Source organism: Mycobacterium sp. B14F4, assembly GCF_039871645.1.
Taxonomy (GTDB): domain Bacteria; phylum Actinomycetota; class Actinomycetes; order Mycobacteriales; family Mycobacteriaceae; genus Mycobacterium.
Map to the genome: position 1 here is coordinate 1 of NZ_JBDPMF010000007.1, position 17,115 is coordinate 17,115.

Sequence of the window (17,115 nt, forward strand, 5' to 3'; positions counted from 1 at the left end):
GCTGCGGTTCTGGTTCGAAAAGGGCGCCGACCTCAGCGGCTACACCAAAACCGACCTCAAACGGGTCCAAGACAAACTCAACAGCCGACCCCGACCCACCCTGAATCTCGACACTCCAGCCCAACGCTTAGCCGCCCTCCTCGACCAAGCGGCGTAGGCCGCATTGCACTAACCACTTGACTTTGAGACGTGTTCGACCTGCACAACTTCAGTTTCGGCGGTCAGATCTTGAGGTAGCCCTTGTCGGCGGGGATCTGGGCGGCGGTCACCAGTGAAGACGCGTCGCTGGCCAGCCACACCACGATGTCGGAGACGAGGTTCGGGTCGGCCAGCGAGTCGGTCGGCAGCGCGCCGGGCGAGAAGCTGTGGATGTAGGTCTGGTGGTCGGCGAAGATCTGCCACATCGACGTGTCGTTGCCCATCGGGGTGTCGGTGCCGTACGGATGGACCGAGTTGACGCGAATACCGAACTCGCCCAGTTCGACCGCCAGTGAGTTGGTGAGCCCGACGACGCCGAACTTGCTGGCGCAGTAATGACCGCAGCCGGGAACGGCCTTGATGCCTGCCGCCGAACTGATGGTGATGATCGACCCGCCGTTGCCCGCCTCGATCATCGGCGGCACCACCGCCTTGATGGTGTTCCAGACACCGGTCAGGTTGACGTCGATGACGTCCTGCCACTGCTGCGCCGAGATCTCCCACAGGCGACCCCAGTTCATCACGCCGGCGTTGGCGACGACGATGTCGAGGCGGCCGAACTGCTCGACCGCGTCGGCGACCACCCGCTGCTGGCCGGTGCCGTCGCGGACGTCGACATGATCGGCGACGATCTTGCGGCCTTCACCCTCGACCAGGTGCACCGTCTCGGTGAGATCCTCGGGCAGGGCAGGCGGATAGCCGTTGTGCTCGGCGACGGGCCCGCAGGCGTCGATGGCGACGATGTCGGCGCCGGCACGGGCCAACCGGATGCAGTGCGAGCGGCCCTGCCCCCGGGCGGCGCCCGTCACGTACGCGACCTTGCCGGCCAGCGGCAGATCGGGGTTCGTCATGCCGGCACCTCCGTGGGGTAGGACCGCTCAGCAGCGTGGCGGCGGGTGAACTCATAGTCGGACAGCGGTGAACGACGGGCGAAACGCCGCGAGGCGGTTATGGTTTGCGGCCGGTAGTACAGCGTGTCGTGTTGCGAGTTGACGAAGTAGCTGTTGATGCCCGGGGTCGCCGTGTAGTACAGGTGAGCGGTTCTGCCCCGGCGCCGCATCAGGGTGTTCCAGCGGTTGAAGGCGTCCTGGCTGACGTCGACGACGTGGGCGCCGCGGCGGCGGGCCTCGTCGATCACGCGCACGGCGTGCGCCGCCATCGTCTCGACGAAGTCGGGCCATGCGAACCCGACGAAGCCGAGCGGGCCGACGATCTCCCACCGGTTCGGCAGTCGCGGATGCGCGGTGCCCGCGTAGCTTTCCAGTCCGTGGGCCTGGTAGTACTCGGCGAGGTCGAATCCATTGGCGCCCAGCACGCTTCCCCGCCGGTATGTCTCAGGGTCGGTCCACAGCTCATAGCCGGTAGCCAGTACCAGGAGGTCGACCGGACGCTCGACGCCGTCGACGGTCCGCACACCGGTTGCGGTGATGCGGTCGATCGGGGTGGTGATCAGGTGCGTGCTCGGATTGTTGAGTGCGGGTAAGAAGGTGCTGGAGATGACGGGGCGCTTGGCCATGATGCCGTAGCGCGGGACCAGTGCCCGGCGGGTGTCGGGATCGGAGATGACCGCGCGCAGCAGCAGTCGGTACAGGGCGCGGCAGTAGGCGTCGTACCACGGCATCGTCCTGGCGAGGACTCGGTCGGGCAGTCGGGAGAATACGTGCACGATCGGTGCCACCATGAAGATGTCCATGGCGACGCGGCCCGCGAGATTGGCGGCAGTGACGACGCCGGGCAGCCGGAAGATCCTGCGCCACAACGGCGTGATGTCGAAGTCGATCTTCGGCAGCACCCATGCCGGGGTGCGTTGGTACACGTCGAGGCGACCCGCTTCGGCGGACAGCGCCGCCGCGATCTGCACCCCGCTGGATCCGGTGCCGATGACCGCGATCCGCTTGCCGCGTGTGTCGAAGGTGTCGTCCCACGCGTTGGGCCGCAGGATGGTGCCCTCGTAGTCGTCGATGCCCGCGAGGTCGACGGTGTTCTTGGCGTTGACGTATCCGCCCACCGAGCTGATGAGGAACCGTGCGGTGACCGGCGGTCGGTTGCGGATCTGCAGCCGCCACAGTCCGTCGATGTCGTCCCACTTCTGTTGCACGACATCGGCATTCGCAAGAAGATGTGCGTAGAGCCCGAGTTCGCGCGCGGTGTCCTGCAGATAGCGGTGGATCTCCGGGCCCGGCGCGAAGAATCGGCTCCAGTTCGGGTTGGGCGCGAACGACAGCTGATACCACAGCGTCGGGATGTCGACGGCGAGGCCGGGGTAGTGGTTGTCGCGCCAGGTGCCGCCGAAGTCGTCGGCGCGTTCGAGAATGACGAAGTCCGTGATCCCCTTTTCACGAAGCAGATGTGCGGCGGCGATACCGCCGGGCCCGGCGCCGATGATGGCCACCTCGTACATCGGTTCACCCATGTCGGCCTCCGGTCAGCCCGTCGACGATGTGGTCGGTGACGAACCGCCGCACCGCGCGCGGACTGTCCAGATTCACACCCATCGGGGGGAGCAGTTCGAAACTCAACAGCATTCGCACAATCCATTCGCTTGCCCGGCCGGGGTCCACTCCGGCGTCGAGTTCTCCGCGCCGTTGCGCGGCCCGCACCCGTGACTTCCACAGGTCCACAGCGCGTTTCATCAGGTCGTCGCCGATGTTGCGCAGCAGCAGCACGAGAATGCTCTCGTTGATGCCGCGCGGGGCCACCGAGTCCGAGTGCTGGCGGTGTTGACACACCAGCACGGCGGCGGCCGCGACCTGGGCGCTGAGTGTGGTCTCCTTGTCGACCTCGGCCGCCATGGTGTCGATGAACACCGAGGCGAGACAGTCCAGCGCGGTCTTGATCGCGGCGTCGCGGCTACCGAGCGCGTTGTGCACGGTGCCGCGCGACACCCCGGCCGCCTCGGCCACCGCCGTCAGGCTGAACTGCCGGGGGCCCAGACGGCGCAGCGTCGACGTCGTGGCCGCCAGCAGGGCGGGCGACACGGACCGCTCGGGCATTTGCACACATTAGCGAAATGTGTTCAACGCGGTCAATGGGTCAATCGGCACCCGCGGCGAGCCAGTCGTCGAAGGTGGTCGGCGTGATGCGTGCCCCGTCGCCGGGCAGCAGGACGTTACCCGCCATCGACACGCCGAACACCCCGGCCCACGTCGGCACCAGTTTGACGTTGCGGCCCTTGGCCTGCAGCGTGCGGCGCGCCATGTCGACCAGATCCTGGGTTTCGGGTCCGGCGACGTCGACGTGGCGGCCCTGCGGTTCACCGGTCGCGACCTCCGCCAGCACCTCCGCGATGTCGCCGGGCGCGATCGGCTGCACGAGCAGCGGGGCGATGGTGGCGACGCCGTCCTGCTCGGTCCAGGAGGCGACCATCGCCGCGAAGTCGTGGAATTGGGTGGCGGGCACGATCGTCCACGGCACGGGTCCCTCGGAGATCAGCCGTTCCTGCTCGCGCTTGCCCGAGTAGTGTGCGTTGCCCTCGATGGCGTGGATGCCGACGATCGACAACAGCACGTGGTGTCGCACACCGGCCCGCTGTTCGGCGGCGAGCAGATTGCGGGTCGTGGTGCCGAAGTATTCGGTGGTCCGGTCCCGGTCGGTGGGTGGTGCGCTGATGGCGTCGACGACGGCGTCCGCACCGGATAGTGCGTCGTCGAGTCCGTCGCCGGTCATCAGGTCCACGCCGAGCGAGCGGCTGATGCGCACGACGTCGTGCCCGTCGCGTTCGAGGAACGCGGCCGTGCGACCGCCGATGTTGCCCGTCGCCCCGGCCACTGCGATACGCATGCTGGTGTCCTCCCGGCTACAGCGCGGCCGCTGCCTCCCGTAACCGCGCGCTGGCGTCCGATGCTAGGGGCTCGCCGTGGCCGAAGCACACGGTTTCGACGTCGAGATCGGCGAGACGTTTGAACGAGTCGACGGTCCGGGCGCGGTCCTGGTTGAAGGTGCCCAGCATGACGGTGCCGACGTTGGCGATGGTGTCGCCGGCGAGCAGCACCCCGTGTTTCGGAAGGTGAACGGCGATGCTGCCCGCCGTGTGGCCGGGGACGGCCACGATCACGGCGCCGCCGCCGAAGTCGAGCACATCGCCGTCCTGCAGCTCACGCTCGAGCGGCACGGGCGGCGCCACGTCGGGCAGCCCCGCGGACACCCGCTGGTGGATCGGCACTTCCCAGTCCTCGAACACCGGCGGTGGTACGGCCGCCCCGGTTCGGATCGCCTCCGCATCGCCGGCTCCCGCGAACACCGCTGCGCCGGTGGCCTGCTCAAGCTCGGCCGCCGAGCCGATATGGTCGATGTGGCCGTGGGTCAACACGATCCGGTCGACAGTGCGGACCACGTCGAGGATGGCGGCACCCGAGCCGGGCGCTCCGGTGTCGATCAGCGTGACCGATTCGCCGTCGCGCCAGACGTAGACCTGCCAGCCGTTGACGACCAGCATGGTGAGGTTCGGCGTGACGGTGACGGTGTCCATCCCCCGACGCTAAACCGCCGGGCTGCCGGACAGAAGGCGATCAGCTGGTGGCGAAATCATCGGCCAGCGCCGACCTGAGCACGTCGAGCGGCAGCCCGCCCAAATCCAGTGCACGACTGTGGAATTCCTTGATCGATACGTCGCGGGCCAGCACATCACTGCGCAGTTGCTGCCAGATGCGTTGCCCGATCGCATACGACGGTGCCTGACCCGGCCAGCCGAGGTAGCGGTCCAGCTCGAACTGCAGATGTTCCTCCGTCATCGCGCTGTGCGACACCAGGAACTCCCACGCCTTCTCGGCGTCCCACACGCCTCCGTCGGGTGCCGTCATCCCGCAGTGCACTCCGATGTCGATGACGACTCGCGCCGCGCGGAACCGTTGTGCGTCCAGCATCCCGATTCGGTTTCCGGGATCGTCGAGCCATCCGAGTTCGGCCATCAGCCGCTCGGCGTACAACGCCCAGCCCTCGCCGTGGCCGGACACCCAGCAGCCCAACCTACGCCACCGGTTGAGTTGATCGGCGAGCACCACCGCACGGCCGATCTGCAGGTGATGTCCCGGCACCCCCTCGTGGAACACGGTCGTGGTCTCCTGCCAGGTGTGGAAGGTGTCCACGCCGTGGGGCACCGACCACCACATGCGTCCCGGCCTGCTGAGATCCTCCGAGGGGCCGGTGTAGTAGATGCCGCCGGTGTGCGTCGGTGCGATGCGGCATTCGAGTCGTCGCAGCGGTTCGGCGATGTCGAAATGTGTATCGGCCAGCGACGCCACCGCGCGATCGGAGAGATCCTGCATCCAGGCCTGCAACGCGTCGACGCCGTGCACGAGGTAGCGTTCTTCTTCGTCGAGGTGCCGCAGCGCGTCGGCCACCGCGGCGCCCGGATACAGCTGCCGAGTGAGTGCTTCCTGTTCGGTGACAATGCTTTTGAGCACCGTCAGACCCCAGTCATACGTCTCGTCGAGGTCGACCGTCGCCCCGAGGAACGACCGCGACCACAGCCGGTAGGTGTCGCGCCCGACGGCGTCCTCCTGCCGGGAATGCGGTGCGATCTCGTCGCCGAGGACGCGGCCCAGTTCCCGGTAGGCATGCGCGGCGTTGGCCGCGTGCTGTTGCAGCTCGTCGTGCAGTGTGGCGTTACCCGGAGCTGCGTCGGCGACCATGTCGACGAGCAGTTGCTGAATGCTGGTGGACTGCTCGATGCCGCGGGCGACCTGGCGCACCGCGGGGGGATGCCCGTTGGCGACGGCGGCGCGCAGCGCCTCGGCGTAGCCGGCGATCCGGTCGGGCAGCCGAGACAGCCGACGGCTGATCTGCGCCCAGTCGTCGTCGGATTCACCTGGCATCAGGTCGAACACGTTGCGCATCGACTGCAGCGGCGAAGCGATGACGTTGAGTTCGCCGACGTCGAGGCCTGCCTCGTGGATCTCGACCGCGACGCCGAGCCGCTCGCGCATCGCGGCGATGGTCACCGTGTCCACATCGTCGACCGCCTCGACGCCGTCGAGCTCACGCAAGGCGTCGCGTGCGGCGTCGGCACGGGCGGCGGCGCCGTCGGAGGAGTAGTCGGTGATGTCGTCATCGTGGCCGGTGATGCCCATTTCGGTTGCGGCGCAAGGATCGAGCCGGGCGAACGTCTCGAGGTAGCGTTCGGCGACGGCGTCGACGGCCGTAGGCGTCCTACCCAAGGTTGTTCGTGGCGAACGTGTCGCAGGCGTTCGGGTCGCCGGTGCGGTAGCCCTCGGTGAACCACTTCTGCCGCTGTTCCGCGGACCCGTGTGTCCACGCCTCGGGGTTGACGCGACCGGTCGCCTGCTCCTGAATCCGGTCGTCGCCCACCGACGCCGCCGCGGACAGCGCGTCGGCGATGTCCTTATCCGTCAGCGGCTGCAGGAACGTGACGTCGGTGCCCTCCTGCTTGGTGATGGCGGCGTAGTGCGCCCACACACCCGCATAGCAGTCCGCCTGCAGCTCGGTGCGCACCCCGCCGCCCGTCGGGCCCGCCGCGCCGGGGCCCTGCGAGTTCTGAAGCGCGCCCGTCAGATTCTGCACGTGGTGGCCGTACTCGTGGGCGACGACGTACTCCTGCGCCAATGGGCCACCGCTGGAACCGAATTGGTCTCGCAGGACATCGAAGAATCCGACGTCGAAGTACGCCGTCTGGTCGACCGGGCAGTAGAACGGTCCGACATCGCTGGTCGCCGGTCCGCAGCGGGTGCCGACGTCGTTCCGGAAGATCTCCATCTTCGGCCTCGTGTACTGGCCCGGCAGCAGCTGCTCCCACACGGCGTCGACCGAGTTGCCGGTCGCCACGACACGGCACTCGGGGATGGCGTTGGCGTCGGCGCCGGTCCGGCACTGGCTGAGGTCGAAGCCGGGCGTCTCGACGCCCTGGCTGTCGTACTGGCCGCCCTGCTGCGGCACCACCGTGCCGGGGTCGACGCCGAGGAACAACGCCACCACCATGATCAGCAGGCCGCCGACACCACCGCCGATCGCGATGCCGCGTCCGGGTCCGCCCCCGCCACCGCTGGTCGACGTGGTGCTCGTATCGATGCGCATGCCTTCGTTGAAGGTCATGACGCCCAGCTTTGCACACTAGGATTCAGTCGTGGCAGTCGTCGTCGGACATTCGGCCGTCGTGCACACCGACCTCGGCGACCTACGCGGTTGCACCGAAGGCGGCGTCGGCGTCTGGCGGGGCGTTCCCTACGCCGAACAGCCGGTGGGGCCACGCCGCTTCCTCGCACCCGAGCCGGTCAAACCGTGGCGCGGGGTGCGCGACGCCCTCGAGCACGGACCGCTGCCGCCGCAGAGCAAGTCGTTCGTCGGCGGCGGGCGCGACGACCCGAAGGTCCGCGACGAGGCCTGCCTCACCCTGACGGTGTGGTCCCCGGACACCAGCGCGTCGCTGCCGGTGATGGTGTGGATACCCGGCGGCGCGTTCGTGTACGGCGCCGGCCAGTTCCAGCTCTACAACGGCTCGCGGCTGGCCGCCAACGGCAACGTGGTCGTCGTCAACCTCACCTACCGCATCGGCGTGTTCGGCGGGTTCGAGCTGAGCGACCTCGGCGACGGGTTCGACGACAACCTCGCGCTGCGCGATCAGATCGCGGCGCTGCGCTGGATCCGCGACAACATCGCGGCCTTCGGCGGCGATCCGAATCGTGTGACCGTCTTCGGTGAGTCCGCGGGCGGCACATCGGTACTCGCGCTGCTGGCCAGCCCGGCGGGCGACGGCCTGTTCAGCCGCGCCATCGCGCAGAGCCCGGCACTGCCGCTGATCGCCGACCGACAGGTGCGCGCCAGGCAGGCGCACGAGTTCCTGAAGCGGCTCGGCGTGGCCGCCACCGAGGTGAAAGGCCTGCCGCAGCGCGAGTTGCGCCGCGCCGCGGGTCACCTGCAACTCAACAGCGCCGCGACCACGCCCACCCTCGCCTACGGGTTGACATACGGGGTCGACCTGCTGCCGCGTCATCCGGTCGACGCCGCCCGCGACGGTGAACTCGCACGAGTGCCGCTGATCATCGGCACCAACAGCCACGAGGCATCGATGTTCGCGTGGACCAAGCCGCCGATGCTGCCCACTACGCAGCAGTCGGTCGACGCCTACCTCGACCGCGTCGCACCCGACGCCAAACAGCGGGTGCTGGCCGCCTACCCGGACTATCCGCGCAGGCGGGCGCTGATCGCGTTCGGCTCCGACGTGATGTTCGGCGGGCCGGCGTGGGCGTTCGCCGACGCGTACAGCGATCACGCCCCGACGCACATGTACCGCTTCGACCACGTCGGGTTCAGCCTGCGCATGCTGGGTCTCGGCGCAACCCACGGCAGCGAGATCGTCCACATCCAGCACAGCTACGCGTCGTTTATCGGCCGAAAGCTGCATCCGCTGGGCCGTCGGCTGCAGCCCTCGGTCGGACGTCGCATGCAGCGGGCGTGGCTGGACTTCGCCGCCAAGGGCTGGGACAGCGGCCAGATCGAATGGTCCAGCGGGCATGAGTGGCCGGTCTACGACACCGAGCACCGCTACACCCGCATCATCATGTCGGCCCGCGACACCATCGTCGAGGACCCCGACGCCGAGCGCCGCCGGGCCTGGGCCGGCCTGTGAACTGTAGATCTGTCGGCTAACGAACCGCGACGGATTTCCACCGTCGTCAGCGGATAGCTCGCCGTCGGATTCGGCGGCGATGGTCCGGTTTCTTCGTCGCCCACCGCGGGTAAGCGAGACTGCAAGTCTCTGTCCGAGACCGCTCGTCTCAAATGATCAGGCACGGGATCACAGGAAGTAGGCCATGACCCATTCCGCGGTGGAAAGCATCGATCGCAGTGGAGACGCGCTAGCTTCCAAGTCTCGCGCCCGACGCGGTTGGACGCTGTTCGTCGCATGCGCGGGCGTCGCGCTGGTCATCTCGTCGATGGTCGCCCTCAATACCGCGTTGGCGGACATCGCCGTTGCCACCTCCGCGACGCAGACCCAGCTGACGTGGATCGTCGACAGTTACACGCTGCTGTTGGCCTGCCTACTGCTGCCAGCCGGCGCGGTCGGCGATCGCTACGGCCGACGTAGCGCCTTGTTGGTCGGGCTGGCGATCTTCGCAATGGCCTCGTTCGCGCCGCTGGTCTTCGACAGCCCGGTGCAGATCATCGCCGCGCGAGCCGTGGCCGGCGCCGGAGCGGCATTCGTCATGCCCGCGACACTGTCGTTGCTGACGGTGGTATACCCCGCGGAGGCGCGCACGAAGGCGGTAGGCATCTGGGCGGGTGTCGCGGGCTCCGGCGGACTCTTCGGATTGATCGGCACCGGCCTGTTGCTGCGCTTCTTCGAATGGCAGTCGATCTTCTGGACGCTCGCCGGCGCCGCTGTACTGCTGTTCTTGCTGACGCTTACCATCGCCGAGTCGCGGGAGGGCGATGCGCCACCGCTGGATTGGCCGGGCGCGGTGACAATCGGCGCGGCGGTGGCGGTGTTCGTGTTCGGGATCCTGGAAGCGCCGGCCCACGGTTGGACTGACCCGCGCGTATTCGGCTGCATGGTGGCCGGCGTGGTGCTTGCGGTGGCCTTCGGGTTGATCGAACTGCGCCGGCGCCAACCGTTGCTGGACATCCGCCTGTTCCTCGACCCCGATTTCGGCACCGGCGCAGCCGTGATCACGATGGTGTTCCTCGGGACATTCGCGCTCTTCTATCTTGTCACGCAATACATCCAGCAGGTGATGGGATACACCCCGTTGGCGACAGCCGTGGCCTTGGCGCCGATGGCTGTGCCGTTGCTGACCTTCTCATTGTTGTCTTCGTGGTATCTGCCGAAACTCGGCCTGCGTGCAGTGGTTCTCACGAGCATGCTTTTGGTGTCGGTCGGTTTCTTGTGTATGTGTACGTTGCGGGTCGACTCGACGTACTTGGACCTGCTGTGGCCGCTGCTCGTGATCAGTTCCGGTTTCGGATTGTGCACGGCACCAACGACGTCGGCGATAATGACGGCCGCTCCCAGCGACAAGCAGGGCGTCGCGTCGGCGGTCAACGACGCCACTCGCGAAGTGGGAGGCGCGCTTGGCATCGCGATGGCGGGATCCATCCTGGCCGGCAGCTACAGTCATCACATTGCATCTGATTTGACGGCATTTCCGGACGCCGTTCGGGATCCGTCCTCCGAGTCGTTGGCGCAGGCTCTCGCGGTGGCCGAACGACTCGGACCGCAAGGACGTCAGCTGGCCAGCGCCAGCAAGGAGGCCTTCATACAGGCCAACACCTCTTCTTATCTCGTCATGGCTGCCATCGTCGGTGTCGCTGCGTTGATCATCCCCGTGTTCGCGCCGGGGCGCGATGGCCAACAGCTACAGCTGGTGCGTCGCGTTACGGCGCGGAAATGAAACGGATTCGGATCTCAACGGCGGGCCAGGACTGACCTCTCTCCGATTGAAAGGACGAGGCGGGACCGTCTACAACGTGACAGGGCCGGGCCGCGAATAGCGGCGCCACCGTTGGGAGTAGCGCGCTGGTCAAGCCAAGATTTCCGCACTGACACTAAATCGCAAACCGCCTAGCTGAGTAATCGCGCAGGTTGTACAGGAACTTCTGGAACATCCGGCCCATCACCGGCCTGCCTAGCGACATCCCGAATTTGGCCGCGAGGCCGTTCGGCTTCATCGCCATCACCCAGGTGAGGTGACAGCCGCCGGTTGTGCGCACCACACGGTAGTCCTCGGCGAACGCCGCGATGCTGCCGGTCGATGCCTCATTGAAGCGAAAAGCCATGTGGCTGAAGGGTTCCCAGGCCAGGAACTCCTCGTCACCGATGATGCCGCCGCGCATCGTCACGGTGCGCGTCGTGCCGACGCCGCGGGGTTCGGGACTGGTCCACTCCACGTTCGTGATCACGGTGGCCCAGTGCGGCCACGACTCCGCGTCGGCGAGCACCTCGAACAGTTGCTCAGGCGTGATGGCGAGGTCGACGGTGCTGACGAACCGGAACGGCGCGATGTCGATGAAGCCGAGGTCGACGCGTTCGCATGCCTGCATGGGCATACACAGTAGACGACAGTGTCTACCCGGGTCCGTCGCTGGCTGCGGCGAGCAGTGGAACCAGGACGTCGCTGATCGGGGTGGCCAAGCCGTACCCGACGGCCTTGCGGGCGATCACCCCGTTGCGGATGTCCCACTCCAGTGGCCGGTCTGCCTCGCGGTCGGTGAGCATCGACGTGGTGATGTCCGGCGGTGACTTGGCGAGCAGGCCGATGATGTCCTCGATCACCTCGTCGCCGAGCTTCGCGCCGTCCGCTCGGGCCACCGCCAGGCACTCGTCGAGATAGCGCCTGCCGAGCGCGGCCACGTCGGCGCGGCGGAACATCCCCGCGCGGCGCCCGGCCAGCACCATCAAGCCGACGACGGCGTTGACCAGAAGCTTGTGCCACGCGGCGGATAAGAAGTTCGGGTCGATCTCGACGTCGATCGCGGTGTCGGCGAACAGGTCCGCCAACCTCCGTGCGGCCTCGACGTCGGGCAGCACGAGCCGCGCCGACGTGCGCAGCCGTATCGCGCCGTCCGACGCGGGCTCCGCGGAGACCCACACGGCGGCGGGCACGACTGTCGATGTCGGGCAGTGGCGGCCGACGCGCTCGATCTGCTCGACCCCGTTCTGCAGTGCGCACACGATCGTGCGGTCGTCACACAGCCGGGCCAGCCACGGCGCGGCCTGCTCGTTCTGGGTGTCCTTCACCGCGACCAACACCACGTCCGCGGGTTCGGCGATCGCGGCGGGATCGGTCAGCACCGGCCCGGGCACCACGATCGGGTCCCCGTCGTCCGGTCTCACCTCGATCGAGGCCCGCGGCGTGCGCCCGCACAACGTCACCGGATGACCGGCCGCGTGCAACAGCGCCGCGACGGTCGAGCCGATCGCACCGGGTCCGATCAGCGCGACGGAGACGGCCGGAACAGGGTCTTGGCGCAAGCGCTCATTCACGACGCCAAACTACCGGCGCGATCGCCCCCTCTACACTTGTGCAGTTGTCCCATCAGGCGATTCCCAGGAGTTTGTGTGCTGCGCAGTCATGCCGCCGGATCGTTGCGGCCCGCCGACGCCGGTCAGAAGGTGACGCTGGCCGGTTGGGTGGCGCGTCGTCGCGACCACGGCGGTGTCATCTTCATCGATCTGCGCGACGCATCCGGGGTGTCACAGGTCGTCTTCCGTGAAGCGGACGTGCTCGAGTCGGCCCACCGGTTGCGCGCGGAGTTCTGCATCGCCGTCGACGGCGTCGTCGAGGTCCGCCCCGAGGGCAATGCCAACCCCGAGATCCCCACCGGCGAGATCGAGGTCAACGCCACGTCGCTGACGGTCTTGGGGGAGAGTGCGCCGCTGCCGTTTCAGCTCGACGAGCACGCCGGTGAGGAGGCTCGGCTGAAGTACCGCTACCTCGACCTGCGTCGGGATGGCCCGGGGTCCGCAATCCGCTTGCGCTCCAAGGTGAATGCCGCCGCGCGTGAAGTGCTGGCGCACCACGACTTCGTCGAGATCGAGACGCCCACCATGACTCGCTCGACGCCGGAGGGCGCGCGTGACTTCCTGGTGCCGGCGCGGCTTCAGCCCGGGTCGTTCTACGCGCTGCCGCAGAGCCCCCAGCTGTTCAAACAGCTGCTGATGGTGGCCGGCATGGAGCGCTACTACCAGATCGCCCGCTGCTATCGCGACGAGGACTTCCGCGCTGACCGCCAGCCCGAGTTCACCCAGCTCGACATGGAGATGAGCTTCGTCGACACCGAGGACGTGATCGCGGTGTCGGAGGAGGTCATCGCGGCATTGTGGGCGTTGATCGGTTACCAGGTGCCCACCCCGCTGCCGCGCATCAGCTACGCCGAGGCGATGCGACGGTTCGGCACCGACAAGCCCGACCTTCGGTTCGGCCTGGAACTCGTCGAGCTCACCGACTACTTCGCCGAGACGCCGTTCCGAGTGTTCCAGGCGCCGTACGTCGGCGCGGTGGTGATGCCCGGTGGCGCGTCGCAGCCGCGCCGCACCCTGGACGCCTGGCAGGAGTGGGCCAAGCAGCGCGGGCACCGCGGGTTGGCCTATGTGTTGATCACCGAGGACGGCGAACTGGGCGGTCCGGTCGCCAAGAACCTGTCCGACGCCGAGCGGGCCGGGCTGGCGGCCGCGGTCGGCGCGTCGCCGGGCGACTGCGTGTTCTTCTCGGCGGGCCCGGCCAAGTCGTCGCGCGCGCTGCTCGGTGCGGCCCGCATCGAGATCGCCAAGCGACTCGACATGATCGACCCGAACGCGTGGGCGTTCACCTGGGTAATCGACTTCCCGATGTTCGAACCCGCCGACGAGGCGGCCGCGCACGGCGACGTCGCCGTCGGATCCGGGGCGTGGACCGCGGTGCACCACGCGTTCACCGCGCCGAAGCCCGAATTCTCCGATCAGCTCACCACCGACCCGGGCAGCGTGCTCGCCGACGCCTACGACATCGTCTGCAACGGCAACGAGATCGGCGGCGGGTCGATCCGTATCCACCGCCGCGATGTCCAGGAGAAGGCCTTCGCCGTGATGGGCATCGGCGAAACCGAGGCCCAGGAGAAGTTCGGATTCCTGTTGGAGGCGTTCACCTTCGGCGCCCCGCCGCACGGCGGCATCGCGTTCGGGTGGGACCGGATCACCGCGTTGCTCGCGGGCACGGATTCGATCCGCGAGGTGATCGCGTTCCCGAAGTCCGGCGGCGGGGTCGATCCGCTCACCGGCGCACCCTCGCCCATCACGTCACTGCAGCGCAAGGAGTCCGGCATCGACGCCAAGCCGAAGGCCGACGGCTAGGCGCGATCGCCGCTGAACCAGTCACCTGATATGGCCTTCGGCGCATACTGACTGCCATCCGACACACCCAGTGTGGCGGCCTCCTCTCCGATGCGGGATCGGCGCGAAGACCGCCGCCATTCACGAAGGGGCCACCCATGCGATCCACAACACGGGCGCAGTGGCGCCGCCGAGCATCCGTATCTCTGTGCGCGGTCGCGGTCGCCCTCGGCGGCGCCGGATCCGTCCTTCCGGCGAACGCCGCACCAAACGACGCAGAACTGGATGTCGGCGCATACGACGAGTGTTACCAGAAGGGCTACGGGCAGGGTTTGGACGAGGACGAGTTCTTCACCCACGCTGCGACCTGCTGCGTAGAAGCGGGCGGAACCTGGAACGACAACACCTACGACTGCCAGGCGCCACCCGCCGAACCCGCCGAGATCCGGCCAGGTTTCAATCTGCCGCCGGGGTTCAATCTGCCGGGGCAGACACTGACGCCGGTCCCGGCAACCTCCTCACCGGCGCCTGTCGCGCCGACGCTGCCCCCGGCCAGTCGCGGCTGACATCACGTCACTGCAGCGCAAGGAGTCCGGTATCGACGCCAAGCCGAAGGCCGACGGCTAACGCCAGTCGCAGCCGGTCAATTCCGCCGACAGCGCCCACAACCCCTGCGCCGTCACCGGGTCGGTTGCCTTGGGCCGCAACGTCGTCACCTTCGGAGGGCCGAACTGGTTGAACCGCGGCGCGAAATAGGTGCCGCTGGGCAGATCGGTGGTGGCCGCCTGCAGGCTGGCCCGGGCGCCCTGGGCAGGAGTGTGCAGCAGCCGTCGCATCCGTCGGTGCTCGCCCATGCCCATCGACCGGGTGATGTCGGTGTCGGTGGCGCCGGGATCCGATGCGTAGGCGCGTACGCCGCGGCGGGCCAGTTCGGTGACGAACAGCAGGTTGGCCAGCTTGGACTCGCCGTAGGCCAGCCATTTCGAGTACCGGCGCCGGTGCCAGTTGAGGTCGTCGAGGTGGATGCGGCAGTACAGGTACGTCGCGCTGGCCACGGAGATCACCCGGTCGGTGATGCGGTCCGCGAGCAGACAGGTCAACGCGAAGTGGCCAAGGTGGTTGATGCCCATGTGCGCTTCGAACCCGTCGGCTGTGCGGGTCAGCGGCATACCCATCACGCCGGCGTTGTTCACCAGCATGTCAACGGAACTCACCGAGTCGGCGAACGCTCGCACGCTGGCGAGGTCGGCCAGATCGAGAGCGCTCACCTCGACATCGCCGGTCATCTCGGCGGCGGCCTGCTCGGCCTTCCTCACATCGCGGCACGCGATCACCACGGTGTGGCCGACGGACGCCAGTGCCGCCGCCGTCGCCTTGCCTACGCCGCTGTTGCCGCCCGTGACGATCACCCGCATGGATGTCGATTATGTGGCACCCGGAATACGCGCGGGCAACCGATGGCTGGATGGAAAGTGACCGAGATACCCGACATCAAGTCCTTCAACGCCGCCATCGTCGACGAGTTCCGCGCCAACGGCGGCAAGGTCGGTGGCCCGTTCGAGGGCGCCGACCTGCTGTTGCTGCACACCACCGGCGCCAAGACCGGTCAGCAGCGGATCTCGCCGCTGGCCTACTTCACCATCGAGGGCAGGACGATCGTCATCGGCTCGTACGCCGGCGCCAACACGGATCCGGCGTGGGTGCACAACCTGCGGGCCAACCCGCGGGCGCACGTCGAGGTGGGCACGTCGGCCTATGACGTGGAGGCCCGCGAGTTGCCGACCGCCGAACGCGACGCGCTCTACCCGCTGCTGGTCGAGCTCGCGCCGGTGTTCGGTGAGTACCAGAGCAAGACCAGCCGGATCATCCCGCTGTTCGAGCTCGCGAAATCGCTGAACTAGAGGCGCTCGATGATCGTGGCGTTGGCCATGCCGCCGCCCTCGCACATCGTCTGCAGTGCGTACCGGCCGCCGCGCTGCTCCAGGGCGTTGACCATCGTCGTCATGAGGCGCGCCCCGCTGGCGCCCAGCGGGTGACCGATCGCGATCGCGCCGCCGTTGACGTTGGTCTTGGCCAGATCCGCCCCCGTGTCGTGGGCCCACGCCAGCACCACCGGAGCGAAGGCCTCGTTCACCTCGAACAGGTCGATATCAGCCAGGGTCAGCCCGGCGCGCGCCAAGACCTTCGCGGTCGCGGGGATGACGCCGGTCAGCATGTAGAGCGGGTCGGACCCGACCACGGTCATCGAGTGGATCCGGGCGAGCGGTCGCAGACCCAGCTTCGCGGCGACTTCGCTCGTGGTGATCAGCACCGCCGCGCTCCCGTCGGATAGCGGCGAGGAGTTGCCCGGGGTGATGCTCCAACCGATCTGAGGGAAGCGCTGCTCGTAGGCCGGGTTGTAGAACGCCGGTTTCAGCGCGGCGAGCGTGTCGACCGTCGTGCCGGGCCGGATGATCTCGTCGGTGGTCAGTCCGGCGATCGGGATCAGTTCGTTGTCGAACCGGCCCTCTTTGGTTGCGGCGGCCGCCTTCTCGTGGCTCGAGGCGGAGAACTCGTCGAGCTGTTGTCGGGAGAACCCCCACTTGGCCGCGATCAGCTCGGCGCTGATGCCTTGCGGGACAAGGCCTTCGGGGTAGCGCTGCGCCATCGCGCCGAACGGGTCGCTTCCCGGTAGCACGCTCGAGCCCATCGGTGTGCGCGACATCGACTCGACGCCCGCGGCGACCACGATGTCGTAGGCGCCGGAGATCACCCCCTGGGCGGCGAAGTGGACGGCCTGCTGGCTGCTGCCGCACTGCCGGTCGATGGTGGTGCCGGGCACCGTCTCCGGGAAGCCGGCGCCGAGCACGGCGTTGCGGGCGATGTTGACGGCCTGGTCGCCGACCTGGGTGACCGCGCCGGCGATGACATCGTCGATCCGGGCCGGGTCGATGCCGGTCCTGGCGACGAGCTCGGTGAGACTGTGCCCGAGCAGATCGACGGGGAGCACGTCGTGCAGTGCGCCGCCGGCCTTGCCCTTGCCGATCGGGGTGCGGACCGCCCCGACGATGACCGCGTTCCGTCCGTATCCGCTCATCGCTGCCTCCTGTGTGAACTCGTCGCTGAGTATTACTTTGTATACTCAGCTATACCAGCTAGGTATAGAGGAAACAACTCAG

The 17,115-nt window shown here is 67.8% G+C and carries 16 protein-coding genes and 1 pseudogene; 6 read left to right on the plus strand and 11 right to left on the minus strand.

Features of this window, described 5'->3' with window-relative positions; translation table 11 throughout:
* Positions 1–157, plus strand: a pseudogene (locus tag ABGB19_RS19045) (IS30 family transposase); the annotation flags it as partial.
* Between the two features lie 64 nt (positions 158–221).
* Here the strand turns inward: ABGB19_RS19045 and ABGB19_RS19050 are convergent.
* From ABGB19_RS19050 to ABGB19_RS19080, 7 genes are read right to left on the minus strand one after another with little or no spacing between them, the layout of a single operon-like run.
* Positions 222–1,049, minus strand: a complete 828-nt coding sequence (locus tag ABGB19_RS19050) for a mycofactocin-coupled SDR family oxidoreductase (RefSeq protein ID WP_347687554.1) — start codon at positions 1,047–1,049, stop codon at positions 222–224.
* Complete coding sequence (locus ABGB19_RS19055) at positions 1,046–2,611, minus strand: NAD(P)/FAD-dependent oxidoreductase (protein ID WP_347687555.1); 1,566 nt, start codon at positions 2,609–2,611, stop codon at positions 1,046–1,048. Before ABGB19_RS19055 ends, ABGB19_RS19050 begins: the two co-directional genes overlap by 4 nt.
* The gene (locus tag ABGB19_RS19060; protein ID WP_347687556.1) at positions 2,604–3,191 is read right to left on the minus strand and encodes a TetR/AcrR family transcriptional regulator; all 588 of its coding nucleotides are present in this window, start codon (positions 3,189–3,191) and stop codon (positions 2,604–2,606) included. Before ABGB19_RS19060 ends, ABGB19_RS19055 begins: the two co-directional genes overlap by 8 nt.
* A 40-nt stretch (positions 3,192–3,231) precedes the next feature.
* Positions 3,232–3,978: an NAD(P)H-binding protein gene (locus tag ABGB19_RS19065; RefSeq protein WP_347687557.1), complete on the minus strand. Its 747-nt coding sequence runs from the start codon at positions 3,976–3,978 to the stop codon at positions 3,232–3,234.
* 16 nt (positions 3,979–3,994) lie between these two features.
* Positions 3,995–4,666 (minus strand): MBL fold metallo-hydrolase, encoded by a 672-nt coding sequence (locus tag ABGB19_RS19070; protein WP_347687558.1) that lies wholly within the window; start codon positions 4,664–4,666, stop codon positions 3,995–3,997.
* 40 nt (positions 4,667–4,706) lie between these two features.
* Positions 4,707–6,353: a DUF885 domain-containing protein gene (locus ABGB19_RS19075; RefSeq protein WP_347687559.1), complete on the minus strand. Its 1,647-nt coding sequence runs from the start codon at positions 6,351–6,353 to the stop codon at positions 4,707–4,709.
* Positions 6,346–7,245 (minus strand): neutral zinc metallopeptidase, encoded by a 900-nt coding sequence (locus ABGB19_RS19080; RefSeq protein ID WP_347687560.1) that lies wholly within the window; start codon positions 7,243–7,245, stop codon positions 6,346–6,348. Before ABGB19_RS19080 ends, ABGB19_RS19075 begins: the two co-directional genes overlap by 8 nt.
* Positions 7,246–7,276: 31 nt before the next feature.
* Between ABGB19_RS19080 and ABGB19_RS19085 the strand changes: the two genes are divergently transcribed.
* Positions 7,277–8,779, plus strand: coding sequence for a carboxylesterase/lipase family protein (locus tag ABGB19_RS19085; protein ID WP_347687561.1), 1,503 nt, complete (start codon positions 7,277–7,279; stop codon positions 8,777–8,779).
* Between the two features lie 184 nt (positions 8,780–8,963).
* On the plus strand, positions 8,964–10,541 hold the full coding sequence (locus ABGB19_RS19090; RefSeq protein WP_347687562.1) for an MFS transporter: 1,578 nt from the start codon (positions 8,964–8,966) through the stop codon (positions 10,539–10,541).
* A 154-nt stretch (positions 10,542–10,695) separates the two neighbouring features.
* On the opposite strand, the gene ABGB19_RS19095 is transcribed toward ABGB19_RS19090, so the two are convergent.
* Together ABGB19_RS19095 and ABGB19_RS19100 are read right to left on the minus strand one after the other, a co-directional pair.
* A complete protein-coding gene (locus ABGB19_RS19095; RefSeq protein WP_347687563.1) occupies positions 10,696–11,196 on the minus strand; it encodes an SRPBCC family protein in 501 nt (166 codons plus the stop codon).
* Positions 11,197–11,215: 19 nt separating this feature from the next.
* Positions 11,216–12,133 carry an oxidoreductase gene (locus ABGB19_RS19100; protein WP_347687564.1) on the minus strand — a complete coding sequence of 306 codons (918 nt, stop codon included), beginning with the start codon at positions 12,131–12,133 and terminating at the stop codon, positions 11,216–11,218.
* A 75-nt stretch (positions 12,134–12,208) separates the two neighbouring features.
* On the opposite strand from ABGB19_RS19100, the gene aspS reads away from it, so the two are divergent.
* Complete coding sequence (gene aspS / locus ABGB19_RS19105) at positions 12,209–13,978, plus strand: aspartate--tRNA ligase (protein WP_347687565.1); 1,770 nt, start codon at positions 12,209–12,211, stop codon at positions 13,976–13,978.
* 137 nt (positions 13,979–14,115) lie between these two features.
* Entirely contained in the window at positions 14,116–14,523 is a 408-nt protein-coding gene (locus tag ABGB19_RS19110; RefSeq protein WP_347687566.1) for a hypothetical protein, read from the plus strand.
* 57 nt (positions 14,524–14,580) lie between these two features.
* On the opposite strand, the gene ABGB19_RS19115 is transcribed toward ABGB19_RS19110, so the two are convergent.
* Positions 14,581–15,372: an SDR family NAD(P)-dependent oxidoreductase gene (locus ABGB19_RS19115; RefSeq protein WP_347687567.1), complete on the minus strand. Its 792-nt coding sequence runs from the start codon at positions 15,370–15,372 to the stop codon at positions 14,581–14,583.
* A 57-nt stretch (positions 15,373–15,429) separates the two neighbouring features.
* On the opposite strand from ABGB19_RS19115, the gene ABGB19_RS19120 reads away from it, so the two are divergent.
* A complete protein-coding gene (locus tag ABGB19_RS19120; protein ID WP_347687568.1) occupies positions 15,430–15,858 on the plus strand; it encodes a nitroreductase family deazaflavin-dependent oxidoreductase in 429 nt (142 codons plus the stop codon).
* On the opposite strand, the gene ABGB19_RS19125 is transcribed toward ABGB19_RS19120, so the two are convergent.
* Positions 15,855–17,033 (minus strand): thiolase family protein, encoded by a 1,179-nt coding sequence (locus ABGB19_RS19125; protein ID WP_347687569.1) that lies wholly within the window; start codon positions 17,031–17,033, stop codon positions 15,855–15,857. The two genes, ABGB19_RS19120 and ABGB19_RS19125, sit on opposite strands and share 4 nt — an antisense overlap.
* Positions 17,034–17,115: the final 82 nt, after the last annotated feature.